Source organism: Streptomyces sp. NPDC046900 (assembly GCF_040644975.1).
GTDB lineage: Bacteria > Actinomycetota > Actinomycetes > Streptomycetales > Streptomycetaceae > Streptomyces.
The window spans coordinates 24,078-39,588 of record NZ_JBEYXD010000039.1 but is presented as its reverse complement, the minus strand read 5'-3'; the positions used below and the strand labels follow the sequence as shown (position 1 = coordinate 39,588).

General features: G+C 70.9%; 13 protein-coding genes. 5 read left to right on the top strand and 8 right to left on the bottom strand.

Annotated features, from left to right (window positions below):
• Positions 1-28: 28 nt before the first annotated feature.
• Positions 29-1,075, top strand: a complete 1,047-nt coding sequence (locus ABZ904_RS30270; RefSeq protein ID WP_360999395.1) for a zinc-dependent alcohol dehydrogenase family protein — start codon at positions 29-31, stop codon at positions 1,073-1,075.
• A gap of 654 nt (positions 1,076-1,729) precedes the next feature.
• Here the strand turns inward: ABZ904_RS30270 and ABZ904_RS30265 are convergent.
• From ABZ904_RS30265 to ABZ904_RS30255, 3 genes are all read right to left on the bottom strand, one after another.
• The gene (locus tag ABZ904_RS30265) at positions 1,730-3,130 is read right to left on the bottom strand and encodes a CoA transferase (RefSeq protein ID WP_361826781.1); all 1,401 of its coding nucleotides are present in this window, start codon (positions 3,128-3,130) and stop codon (positions 1,730-1,732) included.
• A gap of 92 nt (positions 3,131-3,222) precedes the next feature.
• Positions 3,223-4,743: a S8 family serine peptidase gene (locus tag ABZ904_RS30260; RefSeq protein ID WP_359398871.1), complete on the bottom strand. Its 1,521-nt coding sequence runs from the start codon at positions 4,741-4,743 to the stop codon at positions 3,223-3,225.
• Positions 4,744-4,811: 68 nt separating this feature from the next.
• On the bottom strand, positions 4,812-6,341 hold the full coding sequence (locus ABZ904_RS30255) for a S8 family serine peptidase (RefSeq protein ID WP_359398873.1): 1,530 nt from the start codon (positions 6,339-6,341) through the stop codon (positions 4,812-4,814).
• A gap of 289 nt (positions 6,342-6,630) precedes the next feature.
• Here ABZ904_RS30255 and ABZ904_RS30250 point away from each other — a divergent pair, with 289 nt between their 5' ends.
• From ABZ904_RS30250 to moaA, 3 genes are all read left to right on the top strand, one after another.
• On the top strand, positions 6,631-6,987 hold the full coding sequence (locus ABZ904_RS30250; RefSeq protein WP_359398875.1) for a DUF485 domain-containing protein: 357 nt from the start codon (positions 6,631-6,633) through the stop codon (positions 6,985-6,987).
• The gene (locus ABZ904_RS30245) at positions 6,984-8,603 is read left to right on the top strand and encodes a cation acetate symporter (protein WP_359398877.1); all 1,620 of its coding nucleotides are present in this window, start codon (positions 6,984-6,986) and stop codon (positions 8,601-8,603) included. Before ABZ904_RS30250 ends, ABZ904_RS30245 begins: the two co-directional genes overlap by 4 nt.
• 148 nt (positions 8,604-8,751) lie before the next feature.
• Entirely contained in the window at positions 8,752-9,741 is a 990-nt protein-coding gene (gene moaA / locus ABZ904_RS30240) for a GTP 3',8-cyclase MoaA (RefSeq protein ID WP_359398938.1), read from the top strand.
• 1 nt (position 9,742) lies between these two features.
• Here moaA and ABZ904_RS30235 read toward each other — a convergent pair whose 3' ends face one another.
• The gene (locus ABZ904_RS30235) at positions 9,743-9,979 is read right to left on the bottom strand and encodes a hypothetical protein (protein ID WP_359398879.1); all 237 of its coding nucleotides are present in this window, start codon (positions 9,977-9,979) and stop codon (positions 9,743-9,745) included.
• Between the two features lie 214 nt (positions 9,980-10,193).
• Complete coding sequence (locus ABZ904_RS30230; protein WP_359398881.1) at positions 10,194-10,625, bottom strand: DUF3099 domain-containing protein; 432 nt, start codon at positions 10,623-10,625, stop codon at positions 10,194-10,196.
• A 241-nt stretch (positions 10,626-10,866) separates the two neighbouring features.
• On the opposite strand from ABZ904_RS30230, the gene ABZ904_RS30225 reads away from it, so the two are divergent.
• Positions 10,867-11,145: a GlsB/YeaQ/YmgE family stress response membrane protein gene (locus tag ABZ904_RS30225; RefSeq protein WP_359398882.1), complete on the top strand. Its 279-nt coding sequence runs from the start codon at positions 10,867-10,869 to the stop codon at positions 11,143-11,145.
• Positions 11,146-11,209: 64 nt separating this feature from the next.
• Here ABZ904_RS30225 and tyrS read toward each other — a convergent pair whose 3' ends face one another.
• The 3 genes from tyrS to ABZ904_RS30210 are packed head-to-tail and all read right to left on the bottom strand — an operon-like array spanning position 11,210 to position 15,450.
• Positions 11,210-12,478, bottom strand: a complete 1,269-nt coding sequence (gene tyrS / locus ABZ904_RS30220) for a tyrosine--tRNA ligase (RefSeq protein ID WP_359398884.1) — start codon at positions 12,476-12,478, stop codon at positions 11,210-11,212.
• 57 nt (positions 12,479-12,535) lie between these two features.
• On the bottom strand, positions 12,536-13,930 hold the full coding sequence (locus ABZ904_RS30215) for a TldD/PmbA family protein (RefSeq protein ID WP_359398886.1): 1,395 nt from the start codon (positions 13,928-13,930) through the stop codon (positions 12,536-12,538).
• Positions 13,927-15,450, bottom strand: a complete 1,524-nt coding sequence (locus tag ABZ904_RS30210) for a TldD/PmbA family protein (RefSeq protein WP_359398888.1) — start codon at positions 15,448-15,450, stop codon at positions 13,927-13,929. The genes ABZ904_RS30215 and ABZ904_RS30210 overlap by 4 nt, the downstream gene beginning before the upstream one ends.
• Positions 15,451-15,511: the final 61 nt, after the last annotated feature.

The following is a 15,511-nucleotide window of genomic DNA, read 5'->3' as shown; positions in this document are numbered from 1 at the left end:
TACCGATCGCACGAGAAGGACCCTCGACATGCGCGCCACCACCATCCACGCCCCCTACGACATGCGCGTGGAGGACGTGCCCGACGCCGTGGTGCAGCGGCCCACCGACGCGGTCGTCCGGGTGCTGCGGGCCTGCATCTGCGGCAGCGACCTGTGGGCGTACCGCGGTGAGGCGTCCCGGAAGCCCGGGCAGCGCATCGGTCACGAGTTCCTCGGCACGGTCGAGGAGACCGGCTCCGAGGTGACCGGCATCCAGCGTGGCGACCTCGTCGTGGCGCCCTTCATGTGGTCCGACGGCGCCTGCGACTACTGCCGTGAGGGCCTCACCACCTCCTGCGAGCACGGTGGCTTCTGGGGCTCGGTCGGCTCCGACGGCGGACAGGGCGAGGCGGTGCGCGTGCCCTTCGCCGACGCCACCCTCGTCCGGCTGCCCAAGGAGGCCGCCTCCGACGACCGTCTGCTGTCCGCGTTGCTGACGCTCTCCGACGTCCTGGGCACCGGGCACCACGCCGCCCTCGGGGCGGGAGTCCGTCCGGGCACCACGGTCGCCGTGGTCGGTGACGGGGCCGTCGGACTGTGCGCCGTGCTGGCCGCCAAGCGCCTCGGCGCCGAGCGGATCGTCGCGCTCGGCCGCCACGAGGTCCGGACCGACATCGCGCGCCGCTTCGGAGCCACGGACGTCGTCGCCGAGCGCGGGGAAGCGGCCGTGGAGGCCGTCCGCGAGCTCACCCGCGGCCAGGGGGCGCACGCCGTCGTCGAGGCCGTCGGCACCGAGCAGTCCATGCGGACCGCGGTGAACATCACCCGTGACGGCGGTGCCATCGGCTTCGTGGGCGTCCCGCACGGCAGCGGCACCGGTGTGGACCTGAGCGTCATGTTCGACCGGAACATAGCCCTGCGCGGCGGCGTGGCCCCCGTCCGCGCGTACATCCCCGAGCTGCTGCCCGACGTCCTCGACGGCACCATCGACCCCTCGCCGGTCTTCGACCGGACGGTCGGTCTGGAGGGCGTACCGGAGGGTTACAAGGCGATGGACGAGCGCACCGCCCTCAAGGTGCTCGTCGCTGGCGCCTGATCACGCCGCCCCGCGGGCCGGCGCCGACGATCCGTAGCGGCTCCGGACCGGCGCGGCGGAACCAAGGCCCGCGTGTCGGCAGCGGGCCGCATCCGCACCGGTGCGGCCGAAGCGAGCGCGCACGGCACCAGCGCAGCGAGAAGCAGGATCGCCGCTGCACCGGCGCGGCGCCCCGGCGCGTAGGGTCCGTGCCGCGGTGTCCGGGGGCGTGGGGCAGGACGTCCGCGGCCAGTGGCGGCGGTGCGGCGGGCAGGTCGTGTGGCTGCCGCATTTCGCACGGCGGGGCGTCCGGGCGCGTAGGGTCCGTGCCGCGGTGTCCCGGGGCGTGGGGCAGGACGTCCGCGGCCAGTGGCGGCGGTGCGGCGGGCAGGTCGTGTGGCTGCCGCACTTCGCACGACGGGGCGCCCCGGCACGTGGGACGCGCGCTGGAGTAGCCCAGCGGCAGCCCGCCGGCGGCCACGGCACCCGCGCAGGCGGCGCGCCCCGGCGCGCAGGGCCCGTGCCGCGGTGTCCCGGGGCGTGGGGCAGACCGGCCGCGGCCCGGTGGCGCGTCGGAGCGCCTCTCCGGGCAGGGCGCCCGCCGGGGCAGCCCGCCCCACCTGCGGCAGCATGGCGGCAAGCAGGACGTGGAGACGGCCTCCTGACTCACCCGACTCAGACGGTAGAGGCACTCCACCGTGCGGGATCCCGGCCCCACCGGCCCGGTGGGCGGGTCCAGTCCGTGGGGCCGTCCGTGAAGCGGACCGGTGGGCGGGCGTACCGGAGTCTGCCCAGCACGCTGCCGGTCTCCGCGAGCCAGGGGCCGGCGTCCTTGTACGCCGCTTCGCCGTGCCCGGGGTGCCCCGCGTCCTCGGTGGTCTCGTCCGTCAGCCAGGCCGCCGTCCGTGCGAGCGCGAGCCGCACGGCGCGGCTGCCGCCCTCCTCCGACTGGTCGGTGAGGGACCTCAGGACCGCCGCGGCCAGCAGATACCCCGTGCCGTGGTCGAGGGCCTGCGCGGGCAGCGCGCCAGGACGTTCGGCGGACCCCTCGGTCACCGCGATCCCGGTGGCGACCTGCACCAGGCTGTCGAAGCCGCGCCGCCCGCCCCACGGTCCGTACGCGCCCCACGCCGACAACTGCGCCACCACCAGGCCCGGGCGCCGCTCGGCCAGGTGCCCGGGAGCCAGCCCGAACCGCTCGAGCGCGCCGGGCCGGTAACCCGTGACGACCACGTCCGCCTGCGCGAGCAGTTCCTCGAAGCTCCGGCGGTCCGCGGGCGCCGCCAGGTCGAGCACGGCGGACCGCTTGCCGATGTCCATGTCGGCGTGCTGGTCCGGGAGTTCGTGCAGCTGCGGGCTGTCGATGCGCAGCACGTCCGCGCCGAGCAGCGCCAGTGTGCGGGTGGCCACCGGTCCGGCGATGACCCGGGTGAGGTCCAGCACCCGGAGGCCCGCGGCCGGCAGCAGCGGCTCACCGGAGAGCGGCACGAGCGGTCGTACGGGCGCGTCGTCGAGCCGCTCACGGCCCACCAGCGGGTGTGCGGCGACGGCGTGCCCCTGTTCGTGCGCCGCCCACTCCTGAGGCGTGCGCAGCGCGATCGCCAGTCCGCCGGCCGCGTACACGCTCTCCTCCACCTCGACGGCCGACCGCTCGGAGAGTGCCGCGGCCACCGTCTCCACGGACGCGTCCGCCGCCAGTCCGAGCACCGCCAGCAGCCGCTCCCGGTGATGGGGATAGTTCGCATGCGTGCGCACCCATCCGTCCGCGGTGCGCCAGAAACGGGACAGCGGGGCGAAGTTGACGGGTTCCCGGCCGTCCAGCCGCAGATGCCGCTCGCTGTGGAAAGCCGTGGCCACGGCCGCGTCGTCGGCCTGGACGCCAGGTACCGCCGACAGTCCGGCCCGCCGCGCGCCCCACTCGGCGGCGGCCAGCGCGCACACCCCGACGCAGGCCCGCGCCATCTCCCGTACGGTCAGCCGCGAGGGCAGCGCCCCCTCCCGTACGACGGTCGAGATCCTCGCCGTCAGAGCCGGATCCCCGCCCAGTGCCGCCCACGCCACGTCGATATCCGTCATGAGGGCACTATGCAGGGTGTATTGGATCAACACGTCGGGAGGGCCCGGCCCTGGCGGGCCCTCCCGACGTGTGCGGTCCTATGCCGGCACGGCTACTTCGTGACGGCCTTCAGCGCGTTCACGGTGCCCCACCCGTAGAACCCGTTGTGGTTCTTCGAGCCCTTGCACACCGCGTCGATCTTGCCGTCCTTGTTGATGTCGTACGGGTCCGTGCACGGCGTCGCGTCGGCCTCGGCGTACAGCATGGCCTTCACCAGCTCGGCGGACGCGTGCGGATGCGTCGACTTGATGAGGGCGGCCACCCCGACGACATGCGGGGTCGCCATGGACGTGCCCGCCATGTAGCCCCACTTGCCGCCGGGCAGCGGGCCGAGGATCAGACCGCTGGTGGCCGGCGGGGCGGGGGTCTGGTAGGCGGTGGAGTCACCGCCGGGAGCGGCCACGTCTATGACACCGAGGCCGTAGTTGGAGAAGGACGACTTGATGCCCTTCGCGCCCGTCGCGGCGACCGTCACCACACCGGGCAGCTGGGTCGGGACGTCGAAGCACTTGTGCGGGTCGATCACCCGGTCGCTCGGCGTGCCGTCGTTCGGGGAGACCGGGTCGGTGATGGAGTCCGCGTCGAGGTCGTAGCTCTCGTTGCCCGCGGCCGCGACATTGACCGTGCCCTTGTGCTCCGCGTACCGCGAGGCCCGGGTGATGGCGTCGACGAGCGCCTTCTGGTCCGGGTCGTCGGCGCAGTTGAAGTACCAGGGGTCGGTGTAATAGCTGTTGTTGGTGACGTCGACGTGGTGCTCGGCCGCCCAGACGAATCCGCAGACGACGGCCTCGGTGTAGAAGTAGCCCGCCGTCGTCGCCACCTTGATGCCGGCGACCTTCACCCCCGGCGCGACACCGGTGATGCCGACGCCGTTCTTGGCGCCCGCGATCTCGCCCGCGACATGCGTGCCGTGCGGGCTCTCCGCCGCGGTCGGCCGCCAGGCCCCGTCGGTGGTGTCCGGCTTGCCCGTGACGCAGTTGACGGACGCGTCACGGTCGAAGTTCGGTGCGATGTCGGGGTGCGTGTCGTCCACGCCGGTGTCGATGACGGCCACCGTGACCTTGCGGCTGCCGAGCGTCTTCTCGTGCGCCTTGTCCGCCTTGATGGCCGGCAGGTCCCACTGCAAGGGCTCCAGCGGGTCCTGCCCGTCGGTCGCCTGCGCGCTCGCGACCTCCTCGGCGGTGAGCGCCTTGGGCGTGCCCACGTCGGTCGTCGACTGCGCGGGCAGGGGCGCGTTGCGGGTGGCGCCCGCCGACTGCACCCCGGGAACCGTGCGCAGGGTCTTGGCGAAGTCGGGGTTCGACGAGTGGACGACGATCACGCCGATCTCGTCGTAGGCGACCACGACCGTGCCGCCCGCGTCGGCGATGGCCCGATTCACACGCGCCGAGGTGCCGTGCCCGGGCCGGACGTTGACGACGTAGCTGAGCGAGGTGGCATCCGCCGTCGACGCCTTCGGGGCCGTCTCCGCGGCGGACGCGGTGACGTTGGGCAGGAAGGCGAGGGCGGTCGCCATCGCCATCCCGAGGGGAAGAGCGACGAGGCGGCGGGAGCGCTTGCGCGGCGCTGTCATGGAGTCTCCAGTTCGTTCGCTGTACCGGTTGTCGCAAGCCGTGCGGGGGGTTCGGTGTTGGTGAAGGGCTACTTGACGGCACGCAGGGCGTTGACGATCCCGAAGCCGTAGAACCCGTTCACGCGCTTGCCGCCGACGCAGGTCGCGTCCACGACGCCGTTGCCGTCGCCGTCGTAGGGGTCGGTCGGGCAGCCCGGGTTGTCCGCCTGCGCCTTGAGCAGCGCCTGGAGCTGGGCCGGGGTCGCCCACGGGTGGGCGGACTTCAGAAGGGCGGCCACGCCCGCGACATGCGGTGACGCCATCGAGGTGCCCTGCAGGAAGCCGTACTGGTTGTTCGGCATCGTGGAGAGGATGCGGCCGTTCTTCGACGGCGTGTCCGGGATCTTGAACTTGTCGCCGCCCGGGGCCGCGACGTCGATCACACCGTCGCCGTAACTGGAGTAGTACGACTTGGCGTTCGTGACCCCGGTCGCGCTGACCGTGACGACGCCCGGGAGCTGGGTCGGGACGTCGAAGCACTCGTGCGGGTCGACCGTGCGGGTCACCGCGGTCGAGTCGTCGGGGCTGGACGCGTCGACGAGGGCGTGCGAGTCGAGGTCGTCGTTGGAGTTGCCCGCAGAGGCCACATTGAGGGTGCCCTTGCGCTGGGCGTACAGCTGGGCCCGGTCGACCGCGTCGACGATGGCCCGCTGGTCGGGGTCGTCCATGCAGTTGTAGAGCCACGGGTCCACGTAGTAGCTGTTGTTCGTGACCTCGACGCCGTGGTCGGCGGCGAACACGAACGCGCAGACGACGCTCTCGGGGTAGAAGAGCTCGGTGACCGGGTCGGCCACCTTGATGCCGGCGACCTTGACGTTCGGGGCGACACCGGCGACGCCGATGCCGTTGCGGGCGGCCGCGATCTCACCGGCGACGTGCGTGCCGTGGTAGTGGTCGGGGTTCGCCGGGCGCCAGGCGCCGTACGAGGTGTCCGCCTTGCCGCCGACGCAGTTCGCGGACTGCGACGCGGAGAAGTTCGGGGCGAGGTCCGGGTGGGTGTCGTCGACGCCCGTGTCGATGACGGCGACCGTGACCTTGCGGCTGCCGGGGTTGATCTTCGCCGCCTTGTCGGCGCCTATCGCGCGCAGGTCCCACTGGTCGGCCTCGAGGGGCTCGCTCTCACCGGCGGCGGCCGAGGCGTTCCCGAGCTTCGTCGCCTGCGCCTTCGTCAGGTACTGCGCGGCGCCCTCGTCCGTCGTGCCGGCCGCCGTCAGCGGCGCCGTCCTGGTCGCGCCCGCGGACTGCACCCCGCGAACGGTACGCAGGGTCTTGGCGAAGTCGGGGTTCGCGGAGTGGACGACGATCACACCGATCTTGTCGTACGTCACCACGATCGAGCCGCCGGCCGCGGCTATCGCGTGCTGCACGGAGGAGATGGTGTGACGGTCCGTCCGGGTGTTGACGACGTAGGCGAGTTCCGTTCCCTCGGCGCTCTGAGCGGTGGTGGCGCCACGCGGGGCCGCCGACGCGGCACCCGGCAGGAAGCCCAGGGAGGCGGTGAGCGACAGCACGACCGGCACAGCGAGAGCGAGCCGGCGTCTGGAACGCAGATGAGCCATGGGATCTCCACATCATCCGGAAACTGAACGAGCCGGAACACGGGTGGTGTCCGGCAGGTGCATGACGGGTGGTGCAGGGCGAAGCTATCTGCCGCTCCGACTGATCAGCAATGACTTCGGAGGACGACGTAAAAAAGAATTAAAGCGAGTTGAACCGGTGCACGCGCCGCGCCGTGACCTTGTGCAGGGAGCACGAGGACCATCGAGGCCCCCTGTCGGACCATCGGCGACCGACACTCGCCGCCGACCGACCACCGCCGTCACCGCACCCGCAACGCGAGGAGACTCCGTGGCTACCGACGCACCTCCCCCCTCGAGGGCAGCACGCAGCCTGCCGTCCACCGAGGAGTTCACAACGGTCCAGGAGAGCGCCGAATTCGGTGAACTGCGCCGCTCCCACCGGTCGTTCGCCTTCCCGCTGACCGTGGCGTTCATCGCCTGGTACCTGGTCTACGTCCTGCTGTCGAACTACGCGGGCGGCTTCATGGGCACCAAGCTCTTCGGCAACGTCAACGTCGCCCTGGTGCTCGGCCTCGCCCAGTTCCTCACCACGTTCCTCATCGCGTGGTGGTACTCCCGGCACGCGGCCGCGCAGCTCGACCCCAAGGCCGAAGCCATCAAGTCCCGGATGGAGGGCGACGCATGAGTCCCCAACTCGTCCTGGCCGCCGGTGAGGCGAGCGAGCACCGGTCGCTGATCATCACCCTGTTCGCGGTGTTCGTCCTCGCGACCCTCGTCATCACTGTCTGGGCGGGCCGCCAGACCAGGAACGCCGTCGACTTCTACGCGGGCGGCCGCCAGTTCACCGCCTTCCAGAACGGTCTCGCCGTCTCCGGCGACTACATGTCCGCGGCGTCCTTCCTCGGCATCGCGGGCGCGATCGCCCTCGCCGGCTACGACGGCTTCCTGTACTCCATCGGCTTCCTGGTCGCCTGGCTGGTGGCCCTTCTCCTGGTCGCCGAGCCACTGCGCAACTCCGGCCGCTTCACCATGGGCGACGTGCTGGCGTACCGCATGCGTCAGCGCCCGGTGCGCACGGCGGCCGGCACCTCCACGATCGTCGTGTCGATCTTCTACCTGCTCGCGCAGATGGCGGGCGCGGGCGTCCTGGTCTCCCTGCTGCTCGGCATCACCAGCGACGGCGGCAAGATCGGCATCGTCGCCCTCGTCGGCGTTCTGATGATCGTGTACGTGACCATCGGCGGCATGAAGGGCACCACCTGGGTGCAGATGGTCAAGGCGGTCCTGCTGATCGTGGGCGCCCTGCTGCTGACCTTCCTGGTGCTCCTCAAGTTCAACTTCAACCTCTCGGACCTGCTCGGCAAGGCCGCGGCGAACAGCGGCAAGGGCTCGGCCTTCCTGGAGCCCGGCCTGAAGTACGGCGCCAGCAGCACGACCAAGCTGGACTTCATCTCCCTGGGTATCGCCCTGGTCCTCGGCACCGCAGGACTGCCGCACATCCTGATCCGCTTCTACACGGTGCCGACCGCCAAGGCCGCCCGGAAGTCCGTGAACTGGGCCATCGGCCTCATCGGCGCCTTCTACCTGATGACCCTCGCCCTTGGCTTCGGCGCCGCCGCGCTGATCAAGCCGGACGAGATCATCGCCTCCAACAAGGCGGGCAACACGGCAGCGCCCCTGCTCGCCCTGCATCTGGGAGGCGTCGACTCCAACTGGGGCGCGATCCTGCTGGCCTCCATCTCGGCCGTCGCCTTCGCCACGATCCTCGCGGTGGTCGCCGGCCTGACCCTGGCCTCCTCCTCGTCGTTCGCGCACGACATCTACGCGAACGTCATCAAGCGGGGACAGGCGAGCGAACAGCAGGAGGTGAGGGCGGCTCGCTGGGCGACGGTCGGCATCGGCGCCGTGTCCATCGCCCTGGGCGCCCTCGCCCGTGACCTGAACGTGGCGGGCCTGGTCGCCCTCGCCTTCGCGGTCGCCGCCTCCGCCAACCTGCCGACGATCCTCTACAGCCTGTTCTGGAAGCGGTTCACCACCAGCGGCGCACTGTGGTCGATCTACGGCGGCCTGGTCACGGCCGTCGGCCTGGTGCTGTTCTCGCCAGTGGTCTCCGGCAAGGAGACGTCGATGTTCCCGGACGTCGACTTCCACTGGTTCCCGCTGGAGAACCCGGGGATCATCTCCATCCCGGTCGGCTTCCTGCTGGGCTGGCTCGGCACGCTCCTGTCGAAGGAGGAGCCGGACGCCGGAAAGTACGCGGAGCTGGAGGTCCGGTCGCTGACCGGCACCGGGGCGCACTGACGGACCCGCACACGGCGGCCGGCGTCGTAGATCCCTACGACGCGGCCGCCGTGTGTCTGGTGGGTTCGTTCCGAGGTCTGTGTCGGTGCGGTCACGTAGGCTCGCAGTGAACGGAAAATGTGTGATCGCGACGAGGGAGGGGGCCCACGTGCTCATCGACACCTATGGCCGGGTGGCCACCGACCTGAGAGTCTCGCTGACCGACCGGTGCAATCTGCGATGCACGTACTGCATGCCCGAGGAGGGCCTGCAGTGGCTGGCCAAGCCCGATCTGCTGACCGATGACGAGATCGTCCGCCTGATCGACATCGCGGTCACCTCCCTCGGGATCGAGGAGGTCCGCTTCACGGGCGGCGAGCCGCTGCTGCGCCCGGGTCTCGTCGGCATCGTCGAGCGGGCCGCCGCGCTGAGTCCCCGCCCGCAGATGTCCCTCACCACCAACGGCATCGGCCTCAGGCGGACGGCGGCGGCTCTGAAGGCGGCGGGCCTCGACCGGGTGAACGTCTCACTGGACACCCTGCGGCCGGACGTCTTCAAGGCGCTGACCCGCCGGGACCGCCACAAGGACGTCATCGAGGGACTCATGGCCGCCCGCGAGGAGGGGCTGGCGCCCGTCAAGGTCAATTCCGTGCTGATGCCGGGCCTCAATGACGACGAGGCCCCCGACCTGCTGGCCTGGGCCGTCGAGCACGACTACGAGCTTCGCTTCATCGAGCAGATGCCCCTGGACGCCCAGCACGGCTGGAAGCGCGAGGGCATGGTCACCGCGGGGGACATCCTGGCCTCGCTGCGCACCCGCTTCGAACTGACCCCCGAGGGCGCCGGGGAACGTGGCTCCGCCCCGGCCGAGCGCTGGATCGTGGACGGCGGCCCCCACCGCGTCGGCGTGATCGCCTCGGTGACCCGGCCCTTCTGCGCGGCCTGCGACCGTACGCGGCTGACGGCCGACGGCCAGATACGGACGTGCCTGTTCGCCACCGAGGAGACCGATCTGCGCGGGGCGTTGCGCTCCGGTGCCCCGGACGAGGAGATCGCCCGGATCTGGCGGCTCGCGATGTGGGGGAAGAAGGCCGGTTCCGGGCTCGACGACCCGTCGTTCCTGCAGCCCGAGCGGCCGATGTCGGCGATCGGCGGCTGACTCAGTCCGTCGGTGTGCCGGTGCCGGGGGACTCCCACTCCTCCAGCTTCACCACGTCCTTCAAGAACCCCCGCACGCTCAGGAACTTCGACAGATGCTCGCGGTGCTCCTCGCACGCCAGCCACGTCTTGCGCCGCTCGGGCGTGTGCAGTTTCGGGTTGTTCCAGGCGAGCACCCACACGGCGTCCGCACGGCAGCCCTTGGCGGAACACATGGGCGATTCAGGGTCAGGGACCATCACATCCACGACCCTAACGTGCTCATCAAAGGCGACGCCGAGCAGCCACGGGGGGAGCTGCCCGGCGTCGGTCTGTCGCTCCGACGGGGGATGCGGAGCGCGTACGCAGTATGTCACGGGTAACCCATTGCCCGGCACCGGAACAACATGATTGATCTGAGCTTTTCCTGAGCTTGGCGCCGGGTGCGATTCAGCGCCTGGCGAGGGCCCGTGATCAGGTTCTTTCGCGTGTTTCGCTCCGGACGCCCGCCGCGGATTCGGCCTGGACGTCTTCCGGGATGGATTCCGCGGCGCCCTTGTCATGGGTGGCTTCGCCCGGGCGTGAGGTGCCTTCCTCCTGCTGCGAAGTGATCATGGGGCGCATCGGGGCACTGACGAACGTCGACGGGAGTGACGGAGCGTTCTCCCGCCCCGCGTTGGCGATGACGACCGCGACATAGGGGAGGACGGCCCCCAGGACGAGTGCGACCACGGCGACCGGCCGGGAGACGTTCCACAGCGTGGCCGCGAGGATCACCGAGACCGTGCGGATGCCCATCGAGATGACATAGCGGCGCTGCCGGCCGCGTACGTCCGCCGCGAGACCCTGCCGGGCACCCGTGATCCGGAACACCTCGGCGTGACCGCCGCTGTTCAGCTTCCGCATCACATTCCACCACCCGCCTGCCTCGGACACTCCCCAGCCCGTACCGCGCCCGCGCCCTGTCAGAAGCCGGGCCCGAACACCCATAACGTTACGCCGCGCATCCGCCGCCTTCGAGACCGGGGCACGGTCTGTCTGCGCGAAGGCGCTGCGGTCTACCGCGTACGGGCGTACCCGACATGCGCCGTATGGCGGACAGCCCGAAACTGGGCGTACTGCTCACGCACCGTACGAGGAGGCAGCCATGGGCTGGTTGTGGGCGATCATCGTCGGATTCGTGCTGGGCCTGCTGGCCAAGCTCATCCTGCCGGGCAAACAGCACAGCCCGCTCTGGCTGACCACTCTGATGGGCCTGATCGGCGGCATCATCGGCAACGCGATCGCTCGCTCCATCGGTATCGCGGAGACCCGGGGTATCGACTGGGGCCGCCATGGTCTGCAGCTCGCCGCCGCGGTCGTCCTCGTCTTCCTGGGCGAGATGGTGTACACGTCGATGAGGGGGAGGCGCAGAGAGCGGGCATGACGCCGCGGACAAGGGGACGGCCGCCGGAGCGACCGCCCCCTTCTCGAGGCGTACGGGCGTGGGGTCAGGCGCCGGTGATCTCGACCGCGGCCAGGTTCTTCTTGCCGCGGCGCAGCACCAGCCAGCGGCCGTGCAGCAGGTCGTCCGTCGCCGGGACCGCATCCTCGGCGGTCACCTTGACGTTGTTGACGTACGCGCCGCCCTCCTTGACCGTGCGCCGCGCGGCGGACTTGCTGGCCACCAGACCGACCTCCGCGAAGAGGTCCACGACCGGGCCCGGCTCGGCGACCTGGATGTGCGGCACCTCGGCGAGGGCCGCGGTCAGCGTCCTGTCGTCCAGCTCGGCCAGTTCGCCCTGGCCGAAGAGGGCCTTGGACGCGGCGACCACGGCGGTCGTCTGGTCGGCGCCGTGCACCAGCGTCGTCAGCTCCTCTGCCAGCGCGCGCTGGGCGGCGCGGGCCTGCGGGCGTTCCTCGGTCTGCCTCTCCAGCTCCTCGATCTCCTCGCGGGACCTGAAGCTGAAGATGCGCAGGAACTTCGAGACGTCCCGGTCGTCGGCGTTCAGCCAGAACTGGTAGAAGGCGTACGGCGTGGTCAGCTCCGGGTCGAGCCATACCGTGCCGGACTCCGTCTTGCCGAACTTGGTGCCGTCCGCCTTGGTGATCAGCGGCGTCGCCAGTGCGTGCACCGCGACGTGCGGCTCCACCTTGTGGATCAGGTCCGCGCCCGCCGTGAGATTGCCCCACTGGTCGCTGCCGCCGGTCTGCAGCGTGCAGCCGTACCTCCGGTAGAGCTCCAGGAAGTCCATGCCCTGCAGGATCTGGTAGCTGAACTCGGTGTAGCTGATACCCGCGTCCGAGTGCAGCCGCCGGGAAACGGCCTCCTTGGAGATCATCTTGTTGACCCGGAAGTGCTTGCCGATGTCCCGCAGGAAGTCGATGGCCGACAGGCCCTGGGTCCAGTCCAGGTTGTTGACCATCGTCGCGGCGTGCGGGCCCTCGAAGTCCAGGAACTTCTCGATCTGGCCGCGCAGCCGCGCCACCCAGCCGGCCACCACCTCGGGATCGTTCAGCGTGCGCTCCGCGGTCGGCTTCGGGTCGCCGATCAGCCCCGTGGCGCCCCCGACCAGGCCCAGCGGGCGGTTGCCCGCCTGCTGGATCCGGCGCATCGTCAGGATCTGCACGAGGTTGCCGAGGTGCAGGCTGGGCGCGGTCGGGTCGAAGCCGCAATAGAACGTGACAGGACCGTCCGCGAACGCCTTGCGCAGTGCGTCCTCGTCCGTGGAGAGGGCGATGAGCTCGCGCCACTTCAGCTCGTCGACGATGTCCGTCACGGTTCTCGTATCTCCTTGGATGATCCTGGGGCAGTCGAACGACCACCGGCTACGAGGTTATACGCCCTGACTGACGGAGCTCATATTGAAGTCCGGCACCCTCAGGGCGGGCATCGCGGCCCTAGTGAACCAGTCGCTCCATTCCCTCGGCAGCGTCTTTTCCGTGCGCCCGGCCTCCGCCGCCCGGCCCAGCAGGTCCACCGGTGACTCGTTGAAGCGGAAGTTGTTGACCTCGCCGGTGACCTCGCCGTTCTCGACCAGGTAGACGCCGTCCCGGGTCAGGCCGGTGAGCAGCAGGGTCGCCGGGTCGACCTCCCGGATGTACCACAGGCAGGTGAGCAGCAGCCCGCGCTCGGTGCCGGCGACCATCTCCTCGAGGGACCGGTCGGCGCCGCCGTCCAGGATCAGGTTCCCGATCGACGGCGCGAGCGGAAGACCGGTCAGTCCCGCGCTGTGCCGGGTCGTCGTCAGATGCCTGAGCTCGCCCGCGCTGATCCATTCGGTGGCGTTCAGCGGCAGGCCGTTGTCGAACACGGACGCGTCGTCGCCCGAGGCGTGCGCGATGAGGAAGGGCGACGTCTCGAGACCGGGCTCGTGCGGATCGCTGCGCAGGGTGAGCGGCAGCTCGGAGAGCTTCTCGCCGACGCGGGTGCCGCCGCCGGGCCTGCTGAACACCGTGCGGCCCTCGGCCGCGTCCCGGGCCGCGGCCGACCACATCTGGTAGATCAGCAGATCCGCCACCGCGGTCGGCGGCAGCAGCGTCTCGTACCGGCCCGCCGGCAGTTCGATCCGGCGCTCCGCCCACGCCAGACGCCGGGCGAGCTCCGCGTCCAGCGCCGCCGGGTCGACGTCCTTGAAGTCCCGGGTCGAATGTCCCGCCCAGGCCGAGCGCGCCCGGTCCGGCGACTTGGCGTTGAGCTCCAGCGTGCCGCTCGGCTGATCGTGCCGCAGCCGCAGCCCCGTCGACGTACCCACATAGGTCGAGACGACCTCGTGGTTGGCGAACCCGTACAGCTCGCGGCCGCCCGCACGCGCGCGGGCGAAGGACTCGCCGAGCGCCGGAGCGAAGTCCGCGAAGATGGCCGACGAGGTCTCGGCGGGCGCGTCGGTGAAGTCCGGCGCTTGGGGCACCCCCGTGACCAGCGGCTGCGCGTCCTCGGCCGGCCCCGCGCCGCGGGCGGCGGCCTCCGCCGACCGTACGAGCGACTCCAGCTCGTCCGTGGTGACGGCGGAACGGGAGACGACCCCGGACGCCGTGCCCTCCTTGCCGTCGACGGTCGCGACGACGGTGAGGGTGCGCCCGCGCGTGACACCGTTCGTGGTCAGTGCGTTGCCCGCCCACCGCAGATTGGCGGTGGAGTGCTCGTCCGCGATGACCACACACCCGTCCGCGCGGGACAGGTCGAGGGCACGCTCGACGATCTCGTGCGGCTTGTTCGTACGGGCGGTCATCGGCCGGCCTCCTGCGTGGTGTTCAGAATGTTGACGCCCATGAAGAGGGCCGAAGGGCAACCGTGCGAGACCGACGCAACCTGGCCCGGCTGGGCCTTGCCGCAGTTGAAGGCACCGCCGAGGACATAGGTCTGCGGACCGCCGACGGCCGCCATCGAGCCCCAGAAGTCGGTGGTGGTCGCCTGGTAGGCGACATCCCGCAGCTGGCCGGTGATCCGCCCGTTCTCGATCTTGAAGAAGCGCTGACCGGTGAACTGGAAGTTGTACCGCTGCATGTCGATGGACCAGGAACGGTCGCCCACGACGTAGATCCCGCGGTCCACACCGCCGATCAGGTCCTCGGTGGACAGCCCCGCGGGATCCGGCTGGAGCGACACGTTGGCCATGCGCTGCACCGGCACGTGCGAGGGCGAGTCGGCGTAGGCGCACCCGTTGGACCGCTCGAACCCGGTCAGCCTGGCGATGCGCCGGTCCAGCTGGTACCCGACCAGCGTCCCGTCCTTGACCAGGTCCCAGGACTGGCCCGCGACGCCCTCGTCGTCGTACCCGGTCGTCGCGAGGCCGTGCTCGGCGGTGCGGTCACCGGTGACGTTCATCAGCCCGGAGCCGTACTTGAGCTTGCCCAGCTGGTCGAAGGTGGCGAAGGAGGTGCCCGCGTAGGCGGCCTCGTACCCGAGGGCCCGGTCCAGCTCGGTGGCGTGCCCGATGGACTCGTGAATGGTCAGCCACAGGTTGGACGGGTCGACCACGAGGTCGTACATGCCCGACTCGACGCTCGGCGCGCGCATCTTCTCGGCGAGCAGCTCCGGCATGCCGGCCAGCTCCGCGTCCCAGTCCCAGCCGGTTCCCGTCAGGTACTCCCAGCCGCGGCCGACCGGCGGCGCGAGGGTGCGCATGGAGTCGAACTCGCCCGTCGACTCGTCCACGGAGACCGCGGTGAGGTGCGGGTGCAGCCGCACGCGCTGCTGGGTCGTCACGGTTCCCGCGGTGTCGGCGTAGAACTTGTTCTCGTGGACGGTCAGCAGTGAGGCGTCCACGTGGTTGATCCCCTCGGCCGCCAGCAGCCGCGCGCTCCACTCGGCGAGCAGCCCTGTCTTCTCCTCGTCGGGCACGGTGAAGGGGTCGATCTCGTACGACGAGACCCAAGTCTTCTCGGCGTGCACCGGCTCGTCGGCCAACTCGACCCGCTCGTCGGAACCCGCGGCCTTGATCACCTGCGCCGACAGCTTCGCCATCGCCACCGCCTGGGACGCGACCTTGGCGGCGGCGTCCGGTGTCAGATCGACACCCGAGGCGAACCCCCAGGTCCCGCCGTGCACGACCCGTACCGCGTACCCCAGGTCGGTCGTGTCCGAGGACCCCGAGGGCTTGCCGTCCCGCAGCCGCCACGCGGCGCTGCGCACCCGTTCGAACCGGAAGTCCGCGTGCTCGGCCCCGAGCGACCGCGCTCGTGCCAGCGCGGCGTCGGCCAGTGCCCGCAGCGGCAGTGCCGTGAAGGCTTCGTCGATGGAATGAGGCACGGAGGTCTCCCTGCTGTCGTGGCCTGTCGGGTCCGATCATGTCGCGCGGGCGGGCGCCCGG

Bases quoted from the DNA above. Each gene is read 5' to 3' on its own strand.
- ABZ904_RS30270 (WP_360999395.1), top strand. From the start codon at position 29: ATGCGCGCCACCACCATCCACGCCCCCTACGACATGCGCGTGGAGGAC.
- ABZ904_RS30265 (WP_361826781.1), bottom strand. From the start codon at position 3,130: ATGACGGATATCGACGTGGCGTGGGCGGCACTGGGCGGGGATCCGGCT.
- ABZ904_RS30260 (WP_359398871.1), bottom strand. From the start codon at position 4,743: ATGACAGCGCCGCGCAAGCGCTCCCGCCGCCTCGTCGCTCTTCCCCTC.
- ABZ904_RS30255 (WP_359398873.1), bottom strand. From the start codon at position 6,341: ATGGCTCATCTGCGTTCCAGACGCCGGCTCGCTCTCGCTGTGCCGGTC.
- ABZ904_RS30245 (WP_359398877.1), top strand. From the start codon at position 6,984: ATGAGTCCCCAACTCGTCCTGGCCGCCGGTGAGGCGAGCGAGCACCGG.
- ABZ904_RS30235 (WP_359398879.1), bottom strand. From the start codon at position 9,979: ATGGTCCCTGACCCTGAATCGCCCATGTGTTCCGCCAAGGGCTGCCGT.
- ABZ904_RS30230 (WP_359398881.1), bottom strand. From the start codon at position 10,625: ATGCGGAAGCTGAACAGCGGCGGTCACGCCGAGGTGTTCCGGATCACG.
- ABZ904_RS30225 (WP_359398882.1), top strand. From the start codon at position 10,867: ATGGGCTGGTTGTGGGCGATCATCGTCGGATTCGTGCTGGGCCTGCTG.
- ABZ904_RS30215 (WP_359398886.1), bottom strand. From the start codon at position 13,930: ATGACCGCCCGTACGAACAAGCCGCACGAGATCGTCGAGCGTGCCCTC.